Annotated in this window: 16 protein-coding genes and 1 other RNA gene; 12 read left to right on the plus strand and 5 right to left on the minus strand. The window is 69.4% G+C overall.

The genetic code is table 11. The features are described 5' to 3' along the window. The first annotated feature begins 127 nt into the window (after positions 1–127). The 8 genes from QZ271_RS07815 (at position 128) to rsgA (ending at position 8,143) form a co-directional block, all read left to right on the plus strand. On the plus strand, positions 128–559 hold the full coding sequence (locus QZ271_RS07815) for a response regulator (protein ID WP_291430214.1): 432 nt from the start codon (positions 128–130) through the stop codon (positions 557–559). A 172-nt stretch (positions 560–731) separates the two neighbouring features. Continuing rightward, positions 732–1,487 (plus strand): hypothetical protein, encoded by a 756-nt coding sequence (locus QZ271_RS07820; RefSeq protein ID WP_291430216.1) that lies wholly within the window; start codon positions 732–734, stop codon positions 1,485–1,487. Between the two features lie 126 nt (positions 1,488–1,613). Then, positions 1,614–2,693 (plus strand): ATP-grasp domain-containing protein, encoded by a 1,080-nt coding sequence (locus tag QZ271_RS07825; RefSeq protein WP_291430218.1) that lies wholly within the window; start codon positions 1,614–1,616, stop codon positions 2,691–2,693. A gap of 62 nt (positions 2,694–2,755) precedes the next feature. Then, positions 2,756–3,895 (plus strand): phosphoribosyltransferase domain-containing protein, encoded by a 1,140-nt coding sequence (locus tag QZ271_RS07830; RefSeq protein WP_291430221.1) that lies wholly within the window; start codon positions 2,756–2,758, stop codon positions 3,893–3,895. Beyond that, positions 3,892–4,671, plus strand: a complete 780-nt coding sequence (locus QZ271_RS07835) for an HAD family hydrolase (protein WP_291430223.1) — start codon at positions 3,892–3,894, stop codon at positions 4,669–4,671. Before QZ271_RS07830 ends, QZ271_RS07835 begins: the two co-directional genes overlap by 4 nt. Positions 4,672–4,863: 192 nt before the next feature. Next, entirely contained in the window at positions 4,864–5,901 is a 1,038-nt protein-coding gene (locus tag QZ271_RS07840) for a cysteine protease StiP domain-containing protein (RefSeq protein WP_291430225.1), read from the plus strand. Next, positions 5,898–6,821 carry an HpcH/HpaI aldolase/citrate lyase family protein gene (locus QZ271_RS07845; RefSeq protein WP_291430227.1) on the plus strand — a complete coding sequence of 308 codons (924 nt, stop codon included), beginning with the start codon at positions 5,898–5,900 and terminating at the stop codon, positions 6,819–6,821. Before QZ271_RS07840 ends, QZ271_RS07845 begins: the two co-directional genes overlap by 4 nt. Positions 6,822–7,081: 260 nt before the next feature. Then, a complete protein-coding gene (gene rsgA, locus QZ271_RS07850) occupies positions 7,082–8,143 on the plus strand; it encodes a ribosome small subunit-dependent GTPase A (RefSeq protein WP_291430229.1) in 1,062 nt (353 codons plus the stop codon). Between the two features lie 150 nt (positions 8,144–8,293). On the opposite strand, the gene QZ271_RS07855 is transcribed toward rsgA, so the two are convergent. Genes QZ271_RS07855 through QZ271_RS07865 form a run of 3 tightly spaced genes read right to left on the minus strand, consistent with a single transcriptional unit; the run spans position 8,294 to position 11,083 of the window. Then, complete coding sequence (locus QZ271_RS07855) at positions 8,294–9,028, minus strand: ABC transporter permease (RefSeq protein WP_291430231.1); 735 nt, start codon at positions 9,026–9,028, stop codon at positions 8,294–8,296. Between the two features lie 58 nt (positions 9,029–9,086). Then, positions 9,087–9,854, minus strand: coding sequence for a molybdate ABC transporter substrate-binding protein (gene modA, locus QZ271_RS07860; RefSeq protein ID WP_291430233.1), 768 nt, complete (start codon positions 9,852–9,854; stop codon positions 9,087–9,089). Next, the gene (locus QZ271_RS07865; RefSeq protein WP_291430235.1) at positions 9,851–11,083 is read right to left on the minus strand and encodes a substrate-binding domain-containing protein; all 1,233 of its coding nucleotides are present in this window, start codon (positions 11,081–11,083) and stop codon (positions 9,851–9,853) included. Before QZ271_RS07865 ends, modA begins: the two co-directional genes overlap by 4 nt. A gap of 323 nt (positions 11,084–11,406) precedes the next feature. Here QZ271_RS07865 and QZ271_RS07870 point away from each other — a divergent pair, with 323 nt between their 5' ends. From QZ271_RS07870 to QZ271_RS07885, 4 genes are all read left to right on the plus strand, one after another. Beyond that, a complete protein-coding gene (locus QZ271_RS07870; RefSeq protein ID WP_291430237.1) occupies positions 11,407–11,577 on the plus strand; it encodes a hypothetical protein in 171 nt (56 codons plus the stop codon). 84 nt (positions 11,578–11,661) lie between these two features. After that, complete coding sequence (locus QZ271_RS07875) at positions 11,662–13,836, plus strand: hypothetical protein (RefSeq protein ID WP_291430238.1); 2,175 nt, start codon at positions 11,662–11,664, stop codon at positions 13,834–13,836. A 41-nt stretch (positions 13,837–13,877) separates the two neighbouring features. After that, positions 13,878–14,297: a hypothetical protein gene (locus tag QZ271_RS07880; protein ID WP_291430240.1), complete on the plus strand. Its 420-nt coding sequence runs from the start codon at positions 13,878–13,880 to the stop codon at positions 14,295–14,297. 146 nt (positions 14,298–14,443) lie between these two features. Continuing rightward, positions 14,444–14,746, plus strand: coding sequence for a hypothetical protein (locus QZ271_RS07885; RefSeq protein ID WP_291430242.1), 303 nt, complete (start codon positions 14,444–14,446; stop codon positions 14,744–14,746). A 707-nt stretch (positions 14,747–15,453) separates the two neighbouring features. On the opposite strand, the gene ssrA is transcribed toward QZ271_RS07885, so the two are convergent. Continuing rightward, positions 15,454–15,809: a transfer-messenger RNA gene (gene ssrA, locus QZ271_RS07890) on the minus strand. A 101-nt stretch (positions 15,810–15,910) separates the two neighbouring features. Continuing rightward, on the minus strand, positions 15,911–17,408 hold a 1,498-nt coding region (locus QZ271_RS07895), incomplete at its 5' end, for a hypothetical protein (RefSeq protein WP_291430244.1).

A 17,408-nucleotide genomic window follows, 5' to 3' on the forward strand; every position in this document is an offset into this window, starting at 1 on the left:
GCCTCCGGGCGGATTATGTGAGCCGGATTCCGTCCGCATCCTTCATACCCTCGAACGGCGTCATGTTGCCAACCCCACGCCCGAAACCAGCGTTGCACCTCCTCGCACCCGTTCAACCGGAGTTCGTATGACCCGTCCCTTCCATGTGCTTCTGGTCGATGACAACCCGGCGGACCTGCTGCTGGCGCAGGAGGTCTTTCATGAGTACGGCGACACGCTGCGCGTCTCGACCTGCTCCAGCGGCGGCGACGCGCTGAAGGCGCTGCGGCACCCCCCGACCCGCCCGGACGTGGTGATTCTGGACGTGAACATGCCGGTCATGTCGGGCTTCGAAGTGTTGCAGGCCATCAAGGACGATCCGGCGCTGGTGTCGATTCCGGTCGTGATGCTCTCCACGTCCTCGCACCCGGGAGACATCGAGCGGGCCTACACCCTGCACGCCAGTTCGTACATGGTCAAGAGCACCTCCTTTCAGATGTTCATGGAGCAGGTGGACGCCTTCCTCAGCTTCTGGAAGGAATGCCGCACGCCCAGCTGGCCGGAACGCGCCGGGCGCTGAGCCGGGCACGCCGAACGCCGCCCCGTTTTTCACACGGCGCGGCGTTTGGTCTGAACAGCGGCCGGTCCCGATTCGAGCGGATGCAGTATTCGAGCGGATGCAGTCAGAATGAAAGGCTGATGCACGCCTTGTCGGTCCAGTGGCCGGGGCCCGGCGTGCCAGAATGCCCCCTGTGACGGACGCTGGAACGGACAGAGCCGCACTGGAACGCGGCCGGAAGCTGATGGGGCTCTACCGGGGCGGCGTGGGCGGCGAGCGCGCCAACGCGGGCCGCCTGCTGGGCGCGCACCTGCGCACGCACGACCTGACGCTGTTTGACCTGCACCCGGCGCTGCCGGTCACGCAGGACCTGTCGGCGCTGGATTCGTTCCGGGAGTCTGCGGCGCTGCTCTCACAGCTGGGAACTGATGGGCAGGACGACGCCCTGACGGCCCTGGTGGACGCCGAGGACCTGACGGAACCGGAACTGCGCCGCCTGCTGGGGGCGGTGGACCTGCATAAGCTCGCGCAGGTGCGCGTGGACGGCTGGGCGTCGCTGGACGGCGTGGACCCGCAGGCGCTGGCCCAGGCGGCGGCCAGCATGACGGAAGCGGACGTGCTGGCGGGCAGCGGCTCGCTGGCGCGGCGACTGCGCTTCGCGGCGGCCCGGCAACTGTACCGGCAGACGCACCCGCTGCGGCTGATCCGCACGGGCAGCGCCGTGCAGGCGGCGTTCGTGGGGGCGCTGCTCGAGACCCTGAGCGGGCAGCCCAGCGCCGAACGCCGGGACGATCAGGGCGCGCTGCTGGGCGTTGAGGCGCACCTGAGTGCCCCGCAACTGGCGCGCGCTCGGGCGCTGATCGCCACGTTCGCGGCCGAGGCGGACCGCCGCGCCGCGCAGGCCGCCCGCGACTTCGGTGAGGAACTGGCCCGCCGGGACATGCCCTGACCGCCGGCCATAGGGACAGGTGCCGGGAATACACGGGAATGCAGTGGTGCGGCGCGCGCCTTTCAGGCACAGTGTGGTGCGCGCTGGCCTCCCGGCAGCCGGGCGGGGCGCGCGCAGGAGTTCATCATGACGAGTGACCGCACCACCACCCGGCCCCGCCGGGTTCTGTTCAACAAGAACTTCAGCGTGACGGCCGCGCAGATTGCGGCCCTCAGGGGCAGCGGGTTCGAGGTCTGGGCCAGCCACACCGACGCCGGGCACGGCACGCTGGCCGCCGCGCCGCACACCTTCCTGGAACCGCCTGGGCTGCTCGGCGAGCCGTACGCCGACTGGTTGCGCCTCGCCTGCCAGGAGCACGGCATCGACGCCCTGATTCCGGGCAAGGAACGCGAACTGCTGGCCCGGCACGCCCCGGCCTTCGCGCAGGTCGGGACGGCGGTGCTGGCCCCGGCGTCCGAGGACACGCAGCGGCTCCTGGAGCGCAAGGACGAGTTCCTGCGCGGCTGGGACATGTCGGTGCTGCCGGTCCCGCGCTGGACGACCTTCGATTCGCTGGCGTCCTTCGACGCCGCCTGGAACGACCTGAGTGAAAGCGGCGTGCGCCTGTGCGTGAAACCCGCGCGCGGCATCTACGCCAGCGGCTTCCGGGTGCTGACGCCCCAACCGGACCTGGGGTCGTTCCTGAAGGGCGAGCTGTACCAGATGAGCCACGCGGCCGCCCGCGAGATGTTTGCCGCGCCGGGCCTGCCCACCATGCTGCTCATGCACACGCTGGAGGGAGCCGAGCGCAGCGTGGACTGCGTGGCGTGGCAGGGCCGCCTGATCCGCGCCGTGGTGCGCCGCAAGGGCCCGGACGGTCAGCGCATCGAGGACCGCCCGGACCTCGTACGCGCCGCCGCTCAGATCGCGCGGACGTACGGCCTGAGCGGCATCTTCAACTTCCAGACCAAGGACCAGTCCCGGCCGGGCGATCCGGCGCGCGTGGCGAACATGCTGGAAATCAACGCCCGCGCGTCCGGCGGCCTGCGCTACAGCATGGCGGCCGGCGTGAACTTCCCGCTGCTCCTGCTGCGCGCCTGGGAGGGCACGCTCGACTGGGACGCCCTGCCGCCCGTGCAGACGGGCCTGAACGTCGCCGAGGACAAAGTGGTGAGGGTCGTGCCGCCGGCAGGATCTGAGCCGGCAGTGTCTCAGGAGCTGGCGTGACCTCTCCCCCGTCTGCCACCGACACTCCATCCGCCGCGACTGATGGAGCGACCCGGACATCCGTGACGCTGCCCAGCGGGCGGCTGGACCTGCACCTGGAGCGCTCGGCCCTGCCACTGGGCGACCTGCTGGAATTCGCGGTGCGCCGCAACCCGAAACGCGGCTTTCTGTTCGTGAGCCGCGTGCTGGGCAAGCACATTCCCATCCGCCCCCAGGTGGCGGCGGACACGCACGCGGCGCTCGCGTCGGCCCTGCCGCCCCTGACAGCGCCGCACTTCATCGGGCTGGCGGAAACCGCGACTGCCCTGGGCGAGGGCGTGTTCCGTGCGTGGCAGGCCCGGCAGGGTGGAGGGCAGCAGGCCGCGCACGGGGGCGGCCGGGTGGGGGGCACCTTCCAGCACACCACCCGTTACCTGAGCGGACACCCGCTGCTGCTGCGTTTCGACGAACCGCACTCTCACGCGCCCGCGCACCTCGTGTACGACCCGGGCGCGAAGGCCCGCGCCGCGCGGGAACTCGTGCTGGTCGATGATGAACTCTCGACCGGCACGACCCTGGAGAACCTGGCGCGCGAGTGGCTGGCCCTGCACCCGCACGTGAGGCACGTGGTGCTGGTCAGCCTGACCGACTGGTGCGTGCGCCGCAGCGCCGTGCAGGCCGCGCTGGGCGTCCCGGTGGACTTCGTGAGCCTGTCGAGCGGCACCTTCGAATTCACGCCGGACCCCGCCTGGACTCCCGCCGCGCTGCCCGCCGTGACCGGCGACGGCGGTGACCGCAGCCACCTGCTGCCCGCGCGCAGCGTCCGTTACGGCCACCCGGACGCCCTGCACCTGCCGGGCGACCCGGCGGACCTGCTGGCCCTGACTGACCTGGCCGACCTGACCGGCCCCGCCGGGCCCGTGCTGGTCCTGGGCACAGGCGAGTATCAGTTCCCGGCGTTCGCACTGGCCCGCGCACTGGAAGAGGCTGGCCTGGATGTGCGCTGGAGCGCGACGACCCGCAGTCCGGTCCTGCCGGGTCTCGCCATCCGCCACGCGCTGACCTTCACGGACAACGTCGGCGACGGCATTCCCAACTACCTGTACAACGTCGCCCCGCAGGAGTACGCCCGCATTCTCGTTGCGTTCGAGGGCGACTGCCAGCCCGACCCGGCCCTGATGAGCGCCCTGGGACCGCAGGCCCGCGCCGTGAGGCTCACGTGACCCCCGCCTCCTGGCAGGGCGGCGGGATCGTCGCGTTCGCGGACCTGGACGACACGCTGTTCCAGACGCTGCGCAAATTGCCCGGCACCGACCCCGCCACGTTGACACCCATGACCGTGAACACCCTCGGGGCGCCGCACTCTCACGCGACGCCCGCGCAATCGGCGCTGCTGGAGTTGCTCAGCGCCGGGCACGTCACCCTGATCCCGGTCACGGGCCGCGACGCGCAGGCCATGCGGCGGGTGACGCTTTCGTTCCGGTCGTGGCAGGTCATGGATCACGGCCTGACCATCCTGACCCCGGACGGACGGCCGGACCCCGCCTGGGCCACGCAGGTCGCGGCGCACCTGCGTCCCCTTCAGGCCGCCCTACACGCCGGAACAGCGGCCATCGCCGCGCACGCGGCGCAGACGGGCGCCCGCCTGACCCGCCACGCCGCGCACGGCCTGCCCTTCATGACCGTCCTGAAACACCCGGACGCCGATCCGCTCGTTCTGGCCGACCTTCAGGACCGCTGGGAGGCCGCGCACGGCCCGGACTCGCCGCTGCGGGTCATCGCGAACGCGAACAACGTCAGTCTGCTGCCCCGTCACCTCGGGAAGGCGGCCGCCGTGCGTTACCTGCTGGGCGAGCACCTGCGCGGCGCGGCCCTCACGCTGGGACTGGGCGACTCGGTCAGCGACCTGGGCTTCATGAACGAGTGCGATTTCGCCGTCACGCCCCGGCGCGGCCAGCTGATGCGCACGCTGCGCAGCCTCACGCTGCCGCAACGCTGAGCCGCCCCTGTCCGTAGGACGGCCTCTGCTATGACCGCTTCAGCTGTGACCGATTCAGCCGGAACCCGTATCGGGCGCGCAGGCGCCTGCGGTGGACCGCAGACCCGTCCCTGACCGCCGCGGCGTACACTGGCCGCACGCGCCCTCCTGTCCCTGATTTTCCCGTTCCTGACCCCACCCAAGGATGCCTGCATGACGCTGTCTGTTCCACTGTTTCACTCCCTGCCGCCCGAGGACGTGCGCGTGCACCTGAACGCCGCGTCGCCCCGGCTGGTCAGCATCGACGAGAAAGAAGCCCTGATCCGCAGCGGCGTGTCTTACGGGGAACTCCTGACCCCCGAACAGGCGCCCAGCGACGCGCAGACCGCCGCGTACCACGGAGCGCTGCGCCGTAACGGTCCCCGCGTGGGCCAGTTGCTCGCCGCCCTGAGTGCCGAGACGCTGCGCGCCTACCCGCAGCCTGTGCTGGTCTCACTGGCCCGCGCCGGTACGCCCGTCGGGTGCGCCATGCGCCGCCTCGCGCGCCGCTGGGGCCGGGACCTGCCGCACCATACCCTCAGCATCATCCGGGGCGAGGGCATCGACCGGGCGGCGCTGGCCGAGGTGCAGGCCGCGCATCCGCACGCGCAACTGATCTTCGTGGACGGCTGGACCGGCAAGGGCAGCATCCATGACACCCTCAAGGGCAGCCTGCCCGCCGGGGTCCCCGCCCGCCTCGCCGTGCTGAGCGACCCGGCGGGTGTGGCCCTGCACGCCGCCACGCACGACGACCTGCTGCTCCCGCACGCCGCCCTGAACGCCACTGTGTGCGGCCTGCTGAGCCGCAGCTTCGTGACCGCACCCGGCCAGCGTCACGCCGCGCGCCGCGAGGACAGCCTCGCCCCGCACGACCTGAGCGCCCACTACCTGGACGCGCTTGACGACCTGAGCCGCCCGTACGGACCGGACACGCCGCTGGTCAGCGGTCCCCGGCCGGTCCAGCCGCAGGCCGCCGCGCTGGCGGCCGCTGCCCGCCTGGGCGTACTCGACCCGCACCGCGTGAAACCCGGCGTGGGCGAGGCCACCCGCGTGTTCCTGCGCCGCCGCCCCGCGCACCTGCTTGTGCGGGACGCCGCGCACCCCGACACGGGGCACCTGCGCGAACTGGCTGACGCGTCCGGCGTGCCCGTCACCACCCACCCCGACCTGCCGTACCTGGCGGTCGCCACCATCGCCGGCGGTGAGCCGTGACCCTGCCCGCCCCGTTCGACCCGTGGACGCTCGGCGCGAGCCTGTACACGCCAGCCACCCGCCCTGATCTGGTTGAACTCGGCAGTGGCCGCTGGCCGGACCTGACCAGCCTGATCTACTGCACCGAGGACGCCGTGCGCGAGGACGACCTGCCGCACGCCCTGGCGAACCTGCGCGCCGCGCTGCCGCAGCTGGGCGACCGCGGCCCGCTGCGCCTGATCCGCGTGCGCAACCCCGCCGTGCTGCGCGAGGTCCTGCGCATGGACCTGCGCGCCGTGACCGGCTTCGTGCTGCCCAAGGTTCACGCCGGGAACCTCGCCGGGTACCTGGACGAACTCGGCGCGCCGGAACACGCGCACCTGCACGTGTTCCCGACCCTGGAGACCCGCGAGGCCCTCAGTGAGGCCGACATGACCGCCCTGCGCGACCTGATGCTCACGCGCGGCATTCAGGGCCGCGTGGGCGGCCTGCGCATCGGTGGCAACGACCTGATGCACGCCCTCGGCGTGCGCCGCACCCCCGGCCGCACCGTGTTCGAGGGACCCCTGGAACGCGTGATCAGTATGCTGATCGGCGTGTTCAAACCCGCCGGATTCGCGCTGTCCAGCCCCGTGTACGAGGTCTTCAGCGACCCAGCCACCCTGGCCCGCGAACTGCAACAGGATCTCGAGTACGGACTGTGCGGCAAGACCATCATTCACCCCGCGCAGATCGGAGCAGTGCTTGGCGCGTACGCCGTTCACGCCCACGACCTTCAGGAAGCCCGCGCCATCCTGGCTCCCGACGCCCCGGCCGTGTTCAGCATGAACGGCCGCATGTGCGAACCCGCCACGCACACCCGCTGGGCCGCCGACATCCTGGCCCGCGCCGAGCGGTACGGCGTGCTGCCCGAACAGCAGAGCGAAGCCCTGCACTTCTGAACCGGACTCCGATTGAAGGGACTGCAAAGACCCTTCAATCCGAGCGAATCAATCGGAATCCGTCTCAGCGTCCAACATGGCAACCTGCGCCGCAGCGCTGGGCGCGGGGCGGCGGTACCCTGGGGTCATGACGTCTGCCCCGACTGGTTCAGTGTGCGTGCGCGCGTGGCACCCGCTGTGGTTCGCCCGGAGTGTTTCCCGTTGAGGTCGCCGCCGGAGGAGCTGCCACGGTGGTGGCCGGGCACGCCAGGGGAGACCGCGTGACCAGCGATTCCGACCAGATGCAGACGGACCGGCAGGCCGGGGAGTGGCACGGCCCAGAACTGGACGCCCTGGGCTGGACGGCCGCTCTGCACACCGCCGCGCAGGACGTCCTGAAGGCCGCCGCGCCGGACGTGCAGCCGGACCTGCTGCCAGCCCGTGTGGCGGGGGTCGGGCGCGGCTCGTTCCGCCTGTGGACGGCGCAGGGTGAGGAAGGCGCGTTGCTGGCGGGCGTCATGCGCCAGGATCCGGACTCGCAGCCGGTCATGGGTGACTGGGTGGTCGCGCAGCGGCTGCTGGACAGCCCGGACCTGCGGGTCACGGCGGTCCTGCCGCGCCATACGACCTTCGCGCGGGCCGTGCACGGCGGCCTGAGCCGTCAGGTCATCACCGCGAACGTGGATACCGTCCTGATCGTCACGGCCCCCGACGCGGACTTTGACCTGCCGCGTCTGGGCCGGTACGTGGCGGCCGTGCATGCCAGCGGCGCGCAGCCTGCGCTGCTGCTGAACAAGACCGACCTGACCCGCGACCCGCAGCCGTTCCTGGCGCAGTTGCGCTCCCTGGCGCCCGGCGTGTCCGTGTACGCCCTGAATGCCCGCACGGGCGAGGGCCTGGGGGACGTGCGGGGCGCGCTGCGTCCCGGCGTGACGGCGGCATTGATCGGCTCGTCCGGCGTGGGGAAGAGCACCCTGACGAACGCCCTGCTGGGCCGCGACGCCGCGCAGACCGGCGCGGTCATGCCGGATGGCCTGGGCCGCCACACCACCACCGCCCGCACCCTGTACCGCGTGCCCGGCGGCGGCCTGCTGGTCGATAACCCGGGCCTGCGGGACATCGCCGTGTGGGACCCGGAAGGGGTGGCCACGGAGCTCGACGTGATCGAGCAGATCGCCGCCGACTGCCGCTACCGCAAGTGCACCCACACGGGCGAGCCGGGCTGCGCCGTGCGCAGGGCCGTGCAGCGCGGCCAGATCAGCGCCGGGCAACTCGAGGCATACCACGCCCTGAAAGGCACAGCCGCCCCCACGCGCCGCAACAGCCGACCCCCCCGCCGCTGATACGGACTCCGGGTTGAATGGGCTGCAAAGACCATTCAATCCAAGCGGATGCGAGTGGGAGAGGAACGGGTTCCGGACGTGGAGCTGGCAATCTGGCGTAGTCCCGAATCCATCCGAGTCCGTTTCAGCCCTGGTGGTCGCGGCGAGGATTCAATCTCGGCGGGCGGCGAGTGTGCGCACGATCAGCAGCACCGCGAAGGCCACGCAGACCATCACGGCCGACAGCACCAGCGCGGGCCCCAGGTCGCTTTCCAGCGCGGCGTACACGGCCAGGGTCGCGGTACGCGTGCGGCCCTGGAGGGACCCGGCGAACAGGATGGTCGCGCCGAATTCACCGAGCGCCCGCGCCCAGGTCAGCACCAGCCCCTCAAGCAGGAAGGGGAAGGCCAGCGGCCACGTGATGAAGCGGAACACCTGCGCGCGGCTGGCCCCGTCGGTCTGCGCGGCCTGCTCGGCGTCTTGGTCCACGGCACTGAACCCGGCGCGCGCGGCCCGCAGGTAGAACGGAGAGGCCGTGAACAGTTGCGCCATGACGACCGCCGCCGGCGTGAACGCCAGGTTGACACCCGCGATTTCCAGTGGCGCGCCCAGCAGGCCGCTCCGCCCGAAGGTCAGCAGCAGACCCAGGCCCGCCACGACCGGGGGCAGTACGATCGGCAGGTCCAGCAGCGTTTCGAGCACAGTCTTTCCGCGAAAGTCGAAGCGGGCCAGCAGGAACGCCACGGGCGTGACCAGCAGCACGGTCAGCAGGGCGCTGAGCGAGGTGGTCCAGAGGCTCACGCGCAGCGTCTCGGTCACGGGGGGGCTCAGCAGGGTGGGCAGGAACGAGGCGTTCAGGCCGCGTGAGAGCAGCACCAGCGTGGGCAGCAGCAGGAACGCGGTCATCACGCCACCCAGCAGCAGCGGCAGCGGGGGTGGCCGGGGCCGCGAGGGACCGCGCGACCTAACGGGCAGGGCGGAACCCCCACTTGCGCAGGGTGCGCTGCCCGTCGGCGGACAGCAGGAACGCCACGAACGCCTGCGCCTGCGGGCCGCTGCGGGCCGAGGTCGTCACGCCGACCGGGTACGCGGCCAGCTGGTTGAACCGGCCTGGCAGGGCGACCGCCTGCACGCGTTCCTTCAGGCTGGGGGTCAGGTCGCTGCTGTACACCACGGCGGCGTCCGCCTCGCCCAGACTGACCTTCAGCGCGACCTGCCGCACGTTCACCTCCTCACTGACCACGTTCTTCAGGAACCGCGCTGCGTAGTCCCGCCCGTAGGTTCCGGCGCGGTCCACAGCCTCCAGCATCTGGCGGGTGTACGCCCCGACCGGCACGGCGGGCGAGGCGATCACGATCCGCAGGCCCGGCCGGGTCAGGTCCGCCAGGGACTTCACGGCGCTGCCGCGCGGCACGATCACGCTCAGGGTGTTCCGGGCGAACACCTGCCGGGCCGTGAGTAGATGTCCGACCAGCGGCGTGAACTGCGCGTCGCTGGCACTGGCGTACACGTCGGCCTGCGCGCCCTGTTCCAGCTGCATACGCAGCGTCTGAGACCCGGCGAACTGGAAGGTGGTGCGGTTCCCGGTGCGACGGTCAAATTCCCGGCCGATCTCGGTGAAGGCGTCGGTCAGCGAGGACGCGGCGAATACCGTCAGCTTCACGGCGTGCGCCCCGGAGCCCAGGACCAGCAGGGGTACGGTCAGGAACCGTGCCATGAGGCGGCGTTTCATGCGTGAGCCTTGCGGTTCGGGACGTGGGGACCGTGCAGAGGGTCGGGCGGGTCCGTCGGGGCCGCGCCGGGCTGACTGCGCTGCCAGACCTCGCCGGACCGCGCGGGGTCGTAGCCGCCGATAGCGCTCAGGTCGGCTCGGAAGGCCTCACTGCGGGCGGCGGCCAGCAGCGCCAGGATGCCCGGGTGCCCGGCGTGCTCGTCCGGGACAGCCAGATCAAAGCGTTCGTGTTGCAGTGGTATGAACTCCAGTCCGGCAGCCTGCGCAGCCGAGCGGGGACCGGGCGCGGCGTCCGCCTGCCCGGAGGCGACCAGCGCCGCCGCCTCCAGCGGACTGTGCGCCGTGGGCACGTCCGCCTGCCAGCCGTCCGGGTCGGGCAGGCCTGCGCGGCGTAGCCAGTCGTTCAGCAGCAGGCGGCTGCCTGACCCGCTCTCCCGGGTGAGCAGCCGCACGCCCGGGCGGGTCAGGTCGGCCGGGCCACGCAGCTTCAGGGGATTGCCGGGAGCAACCAGCAGGCCCTGTTCCCAGGTCCACAGCGTGAACAGCGTGGCCGCTCCCAGTTCCGCCTGCGTGAACGGCAGGTTCGAGGTGCCGCTTTGCGCGTCCCACAGGTGAATCCCGGCGGCGTGCGCCTCGCCCCGCGCCACGCTGCGGAGCGCCGTGAGGCTTGACCGGGCATGCAGGATCACGCGCGCCCCTCCGGGTTGGCGGGCCGCGTGCGTGACCAGCAGGTCCAGCGCCGGGTCGCAGCCCACCAGCAGGGCCGTCTGCCGGGCCAGCGCCAGCGTGTCCGGCACGCTCCGCAGCGGGCGCACGGCCACTTGCCCGGCGGGGCCACTCTGCTGAATGGTTCCGTCGGCGGGAACGTGGAAGCGGCCCTGGCCCGCGCCGCTGGCGCCGGAAGCACGCAGATCCACGGCCCGCAACCGGCCATCCAGTTCGTACAGCCCCACCCGTGTGCCGGTGGCCAGATCGCCCTCGTGCTGGGCTTCCAGCAGGTCGCGACCGGGTGTGGGGTCGAGCGTGAACAGGTCGTCAACGCGGCAGGTCAGGGCGCGGGCCAGGGTGAACGCCAGGAGCGTGCCGGGCAGCGAAGCGCCTCCCTCGATGCGGTGCAGCGCCTGCCGGGAGATGCCCACCTGACGCGCCACGTCGCTGGCGCGCAGGCCCAGCGCCTCGCGGCGCTCACGCACACGGCATTCCAGAGTCATCGTAGGAGTGGCCGTCATGGCGCAGGTTAACCCCCGCTTGACGCCCCGTCAACCAGCACTTGACAGTGGCGGCCCGCTTCAGGTCACGCGTGTACGAACACCCGGGTCTGTGGCGCAATGGCCGCCCGGCTTGATCCTGAACTGCACCAAGGCAGACGGAATCCGTACGAGAGTACGCGCAGGGAAGCGCGCACGGGAATGGTGCAAGCACCACCAAACCTGCGCACTTTGGCCTGTGACGGCACAAGTTCACCGGAAGAGGCGTACTCCGGTGACGGGCGCGGGCGTGACCTGCTGGATGTGCGGCGCTCTGCGGTGAGCAGACGTGCCACCCTGAGTGCATGAGTGACGGGCATACGCGTGCGAACCTGAACCAGATCCGGGTTCTGCTCGAAGAGCTGGCCGTGGCCCGGGATGAGACCTCGGCCACAGGCGCGGACCCTGAACCCGATGGGCGCGCCGTGAACGCCCTGCCGGAGACAGCAGAGGCGGACGTGAGGGAAGAACCCTGAACGTCCATGCGGCAAATGCCGGTCCGCGCCGCGCCACCCCCTGCTAGGCTGACCGCCAGTTCGCCAGCCCATCTGGAGGTTTTCATGACCGGTTCCGTCCCCCTGCAACGTCGTGCCCAGACCACTCCCACTACCCCGGACGCGCAGCCAGCCCCTGCGGCCCGGCCGGCCGCGTCGGGTTCGTCGTTACTGGCCCGACCGGCCGCGCTGGCACTCCGGGCGGTTCACACGGCCCCCACCCTGAAGCTCGGACTTCAGAGCTTGCCGGAGGTCCGGCGCGTGCAACTGGGGCTGAACGTGAACATGGACCTCCAGGCGGTCGTGGTGACGCTCGCCATAAAGGTTGGGTACGGCGCGCTAGACGCCCAGTACCGGGCACTGACAAAGCGGCCGCTGGTGCAGGACTTCCGGGCTGAGGTGACCGCGCTTGATGCGAGCCGGGAAGCGATGCGCCTGACTGGCGTGGATCACGCGGGCGTGATTGGCGCCATGCTGGACGTGCACACGGACTCCCGGTACATGGTGGGGCTGGAGGTGGTGGACCGCGGTGCGCGGACGGACAACGTCATGTCGAACGCCGGGATGGGGACCACCCGGCGGCTCGGGCAGAACCTCGTGGACCTTCCACGGCCTGTGGCGGATGCGCTGCAGGTAGCAAGGCGAGGCCTGCCATGGAACGTCCGGGAATATGAGGTGGAGCGGTTCTCGGTTATCTCGGACCCGAAGGTGATCGAGGAACTCCGGCAGGAACTCGCGGACGCCCGCGCCAAGGGACAGACTCAGCAACTGCTCACCACCTACCGCCAGCGGACTGGCCGGTCCCTGTACACGCAGCTGGGGGAACTTGTCCGGGACGCCGGGCAACGCAAGATCCTGCTGGACCTGCTGCCCCCACCGATCAGCGAGGCGCAACTGACGTACGACGCGTTCCTGGAGAACATCGCCATCGGCATGGGGTACGAGAACGTCACCGGGGACGCCCTCGAGGGAAAGGAAGCGTTCGAGGACGAGCGCCGGCACGGGCAGCCGGCGGCGCTGCTCGCGTACTTCGGGTACTCCGCCGGGAACGCCATTCACGGGAAGTGGGGTCTGGACTTCCGGGTGTTCACGCCCATCCCGGGCCGCGCGAAGTACAAGGACGTGATCGTCGCGTGGCGCGGCACGGAAGGCTTGACGATCGACCTGAAGAACAATAAGGCCGGGGGCATCGACACGAAAATAGGGGATTTTGCGCCCGGCAGCATCGGGTACTACCAGATTCAGCAGAACGAGGAAGTCATCAGCGCCCAACTCACCAAGGCCCGCGCGGCCGGGCCGATCCTGATGGTCGGGCACTCCCTGGGCGGCGGCCTGGCGCAACTCGCCGCGACCCGCTACCCGCAGTACACCCGGGCGGTCGTGACCTTCCAGGGGGCAAACATCGACGAGAAGGACGTCGCCCGACTCGAGGCGTACAACAAAAACAACCCTCAACTGGCGATCACGGCCCGCCACTACCGCGCGGACGGGGACGTGGTCCCCACCGCCGGTGACCGGGGCCTGCCCGGCCAGATCCACTACTTCGACCCGCAGTGGAAACGGCACGGCACGGACGCCCCCTTCGCGGGCGGCCTGGCGGAACTGGCGACCAGCGGGCACAACATCCCACTGCTGAACACTTACCTGCAGGGCCTGAAAACCAGCAACCCCGAACTGAACCTGCTGAAAACGGCGGGCATTCGGGACGAGAATCAGTTCGCGCCCGGGCAGGCCCGCAAGGACGCGCGCGTCGTGTACGGCGGGTCGTACAACAGCGCGCAGGACCCCCGCATGGTTCTCGAGGGCGGCCGCGACAACCTGCTGGGCCTGCAGCGGTACCTGACGTACGTGAGCCAGAAGTACCCGAACCTGAAAGACCTCAAGGTGATCGGCGGCTTCGCGGATATGGTCGTGACGGGCGGGTCGTACACGGACGTGATCATGGACGGCCTGCCCGAGAACACCCTGCTCGACCACCTGACCACCCTGGCGTTGAAGAGCGAATCGTACGCCGCCTTCGTGAAGGGCGCCCTGAAGCTGATGGGCCTGACGGACGGAACGTACGGGCCGGTCACGCTGAACGTCACGCAGAACGACCTCGACATGGCAAAAGACCTGAACCTGAAATTACCTGACAAGGTGCAGATTCCTACTACTGTGATCCGTGAGGTGGTCACTGTCAGGCAGATAGAGACGCGAGAATTCGGGAGACTGCGTGAACTCTGGACGGCACTCCGGTGATCCGGGTCCTTCCACTGTTCCTGCTCCTCATGGGGTGTCAGATGAAACAATCGGTGGAGAAGGGGCCGTTCGTCAGCAGTGATCTCACCCGGCTCGTTCAGGGGATTGACCTTGACACGGTGAACAGATGCGCCGACGCGTACGAGAAACGAAGTGAACTGGGTGGGTGCTTTGTCTCCACGGAGAAGCAGGATGAGGTTGCCAGAGCGGTCTCACAGGCCCTATTGAACTCTGGATTTAAACCCGATCATGACCTGCGCAAGGACTTTGGAACGTGGTCTCAATCGTTGTCGCGAGGTGATCAGTCCGCCGTCATCGTGGTCGACACGCTGGAAGATGCAGACACGGAGGGCGACCGGGCGTTGCGTGACCAGGGTTTTAAGTCCTTCCTGGAAATCGCGGTGGTGAAGAACGACGTCTCCGGGCAGGCGGGCGCATCTGTGAGCGGATTGGTCAGGTGACGCACTGGCCCCTGCTCCTGCTGACAATTCTTCTCTCCTCCTGTCAGGAGCGTTCCATGAACCGAACCTAGCCGAGCCTTGACGCGTCCATTGCGCGCATGAGCAACGTCTCACCTGACACCCGTTGCGCTGAGGCATACCAGAAGATGAATCTGCTGGGCGGGTGCTATCCGGCCACGAGTGACCCGGACGTGACGGCCGGGGTCGTGGTGTCCGTGCTGGAAGAGGACGGGTGGAAACGCAGGGGGATGCTCCGCAAGGACTTCGGCGTCTGGAACGCCACCCTGGTTCGTGAAGGAGAAGGGCTGGCCTTCTCGGTGGGCATACTGACAACCCAGTCGGAAGGCCTTGATCAGAAATTCTTCCGTGAGGACTACAAGTCTCTGGTGAACCTGACTCTGAACCGTTTACATATGCAGGCGGAAGCGGCGGACGGTACGTCGCCATGACGCGAGGGTTGCCTCTCATTGCGTTCATGCACTCGGTGGGCAGGTGAAAGCCGGATGCGTGTGGTTACTGGCTGTGAGTCTGCTCGCTGCCTGCCAGGAGAAACGCGTGAATTACGAAGATGTTCCATTTGAGTCGTCACTATCCACCGTCAGTCAGCTATCGTCCCAGAACCGGTGTGTCGGGGCCTACACTCAGCTTGGTCTTGAAGGGGGCTGTTACCCCTCAAGGGAACCTGTGGATGAGACCGCGTGGCAGGTTGTGACGGCGCTGGAAGAGGATGGGTGGGTACGCAAGAATCTGCTCCGAAAAGATTTCGGTACCTGGACGGTCGTTATGAGCCGCGGGAATGTATCACTCGCGTGCGGAGTGGAAGAGCTGTCCTCGGCTTCCACGGGACTGCACCAGGAACTCTTCCGTGAGGGGTACAGGTCTCTGGTGCATCTGACCCTGGACTATGACGTCACGCAAACCGGGGCGGACTGATCTGTCAAGGGTTTGGTGGACCCTCAGCGACTCGCAACCGAGTCAACCCCGGGTCAGGCGGGCGGTGTGGTCCTCAACCGTTCGCTCGTGGTCCGAGCGGGTATGGCCTCTTCGAAGCGCGTGATCTCAGCGGGACGCGCGCAGGTGCATGGGCCTGCACTGTTGGTGGCGCTGTTGGAAGTAATGAAGTACGCCCCGGGCTGGTTGGCCTGGGGCGTCTTGGTGGTGGAGATGGGCGGAGTCGAACCGCCGTCCGAAAACCCATTGCGTTGGTCTCTACGAGCGTAGTCCGTGGTTTGGATCTCGGATCTCAGACGCGCATGGACACGCTTCTTTTGACCCCAGCTCCTTCATTTCGCCTGTGCTCAGGAGCGTCGGCTCAGGCTAGCTATCTTTTAGAAGTTCGCAGGACGCCAATAGCCGGGCTTCCTGGTCACTGCTTCACTTATGCAGCGAAGGCGAAGGTGTTGCTGTTGTTGTTGCCAGTTAAAGGCTTTAGTCGATGATTAACGAGGCCCACGACCATCCTCGGCTCGCAACGTCCCGCTCAGCGATCCCCGTCGAAACCGGGTCATCCCCAAATGGGAAATTCAGACTAACACACTTTTGTTCCCGTTGCCAGAGGGGGCTGCCCTGACTGGCCGGTGGCGTCACTGGCCGGGCCGTTCAGCTCAGGCCACTCAACTCAGGGCATTCAGGATGGCGCTGAGGTCGCGGTGGAGTTCCCCGGTGCGCTCATAATGCCGGTACGGGCCGGGAAAGGTCGCCTGCAACCATGCGGGACTGCGGGCGGCCAGCGGGGCCAGCAGGTGTGGGACGCCCAGCTCCGTGAACAGTCGGGCCAGCGCGGCCGCGTAGGCGTCCGGGGTGCGCGGGCCGGGCGGGGTCGTGAACACCTTTTTCGGGGGGGTGCCCGCACGGGTGGCGCGGCGGTACACGTCCAGCGCATGCCGCGCGACGCGTAGCTGTTCGCGGTCCAGGGTGCCCGGCGGCTGGTGTACGGCGCGGCTCACGGCGCGGCGGTGCTGGGGCGGCACGAGACTGGACAGGCCCCGGCCCCATCCGTCCTGCAGTTCGGCGCGCTCGGCACTCAGCGGATCAGTGTTCGGCAGATCGGCGTTCGGCAGGTCGCTACGCGGTATGACCTGCGCGGGCGGCTGGGCCTGCACGTTCGGCTGTTTCGGGGATTGCTTGCGCGAGGGCGCTGGTGCCTGGGTCGGCTGCGCCGGGGCCTGCTGGCTGGCTTTCCCCTGCACTGCTTTCGTCTGCACCGCTTTCCCCTGCACCGCTTTCGCCTGCACTGCTTTCGTCTGCGCAGCTTTGCGTGACACCGCTTTCGATGGTGCGGTGGGCGCCGGGGTCGGCCGGGCGGGGGCGGCGGCCTTCCTGCCGGGCCGGGTGGCGGGCGGCGTGGGAACCGGGGCGTCGCGGCGGGTGCCGTTCAGGGCGCGCCCGATCAGTTCAGATTCCTGAATGTGTTTGCCGTCGCGGTAGCGTTGCCACAGGCCGTCAAGGACGATCAGGCTGGTCGCCTGCCGCCGCTGGTGCAGGAGTTCACGGGCGCGCTCTACGCGTTTTTCACGCCCCAATAGCAGCGCCACGTACGTCAGGAACTGCCGGGGGGTGCGCGGCATGCCGGGTTCCGCCTGACCCGGCAGGGCCAGGAGCGTCTGCCGCAGCGCGGCGTAATCGTCGGCCCGCAGCGCCCCCGTGTTCACGCCGGCCTCCACCCGGCGCCACTGGGCCGGACTGAACACGGCCTTCAGGCCCCACAACCAGGCCCGCGCGCCCTGCACGTGCGGGTCGCCGCTCACGTCCAGCAGTTCCAGGCCGCTTTCGGATTCGATCACGCGTTCCACGCGCGCGGCGCGCACCGCCGGTCTGAGCCGTTCCGGCGGGCCGAGGTCGCGCAGCCGATCCAGAACCGCCTCGCTGCGCGCCAGGGTCTGCAACAGCGTCAGGTCCTCCAGGCGGAAGGGGCGGCGGCCCCGGATGGTTTCCAGCAGGAAGTCGCGGGTGTCGTCCGGCAGGTCCAGGTGCTCCTGCACGGCTGCCCAGTGCCCCACGAGGTTGGTCAGGCGGCTGGCCCGCAGGTACTCTTCCCACTCGGTGTGATCCATGCGGTTCCCGGCGCCCGCACGGGCCCGCAGCGTGCGGCGCGGCCGGGCGTCCGGCGCG

The sequence above is a fragment of the Deinococcus sp. genome (assembly GCF_018260555.1).
Lineage (GTDB): Bacteria > Deinococcota > Deinococci > Deinococcales > Deinococcaceae > Deinococcus.

Bases quoted from the DNA above. Each gene is read 5' to 3' on its own strand.
- QZ271_RS07815 (WP_291430214.1), top strand. From the start codon at position 128: ATGACCCGTCCCTTCCATGTGCTTCTGGTCGATGACAACCCGGCGGAC.
- QZ271_RS07825 (WP_291430218.1), top strand. From the start codon at position 1,614: ATGACGAGTGACCGCACCACCACCCGGCCCCGCCGGGTTCTGTTCAAC.
- QZ271_RS07840 (WP_291430225.1), top strand. From the start codon at position 4,864: ATGACGCTGTCTGTTCCACTGTTTCACTCCCTGCCGCCCGAGGACGTG.
- QZ271_RS07855 (WP_291430231.1), bottom strand. From the start codon at position 9,028: ATGACCGCGTTCCTGCTGCTGCCCACGCTGGTGCTGCTCTCACGCGGC.
- modA (WP_291430233.1), bottom strand. From the start codon at position 9,854: ATGAAACGCCGCCTCATGGCACGGTTCCTGACCGTACCCCTGCTGGTC.
- QZ271_RS07865 (WP_291430235.1), bottom strand. From the start codon at position 11,083: ATGACGGCCACTCCTACGATGACTCTGGAATGCCGTGTGCGTGAGCGC.
- QZ271_RS07870 (WP_291430237.1), top strand. From the start codon at position 11,407: ATGAGTGACGGGCATACGCGTGCGAACCTGAACCAGATCCGGGTTCTG.
- QZ271_RS07875 (WP_291430238.1), top strand. From the start codon at position 11,662: ATGACCGGTTCCGTCCCCCTGCAACGTCGTGCCCAGACCACTCCCACT.
- QZ271_RS07880 (WP_291430240.1), top strand. From the start codon at position 13,878: ATGAAACAATCGGTGGAGAAGGGGCCGTTCGTCAGCAGTGATCTCACC.
- QZ271_RS07885 (WP_291430242.1), top strand. From the start codon at position 14,444: ATGAATCTGCTGGGCGGGTGCTATCCGGCCACGAGTGACCCGGACGTG.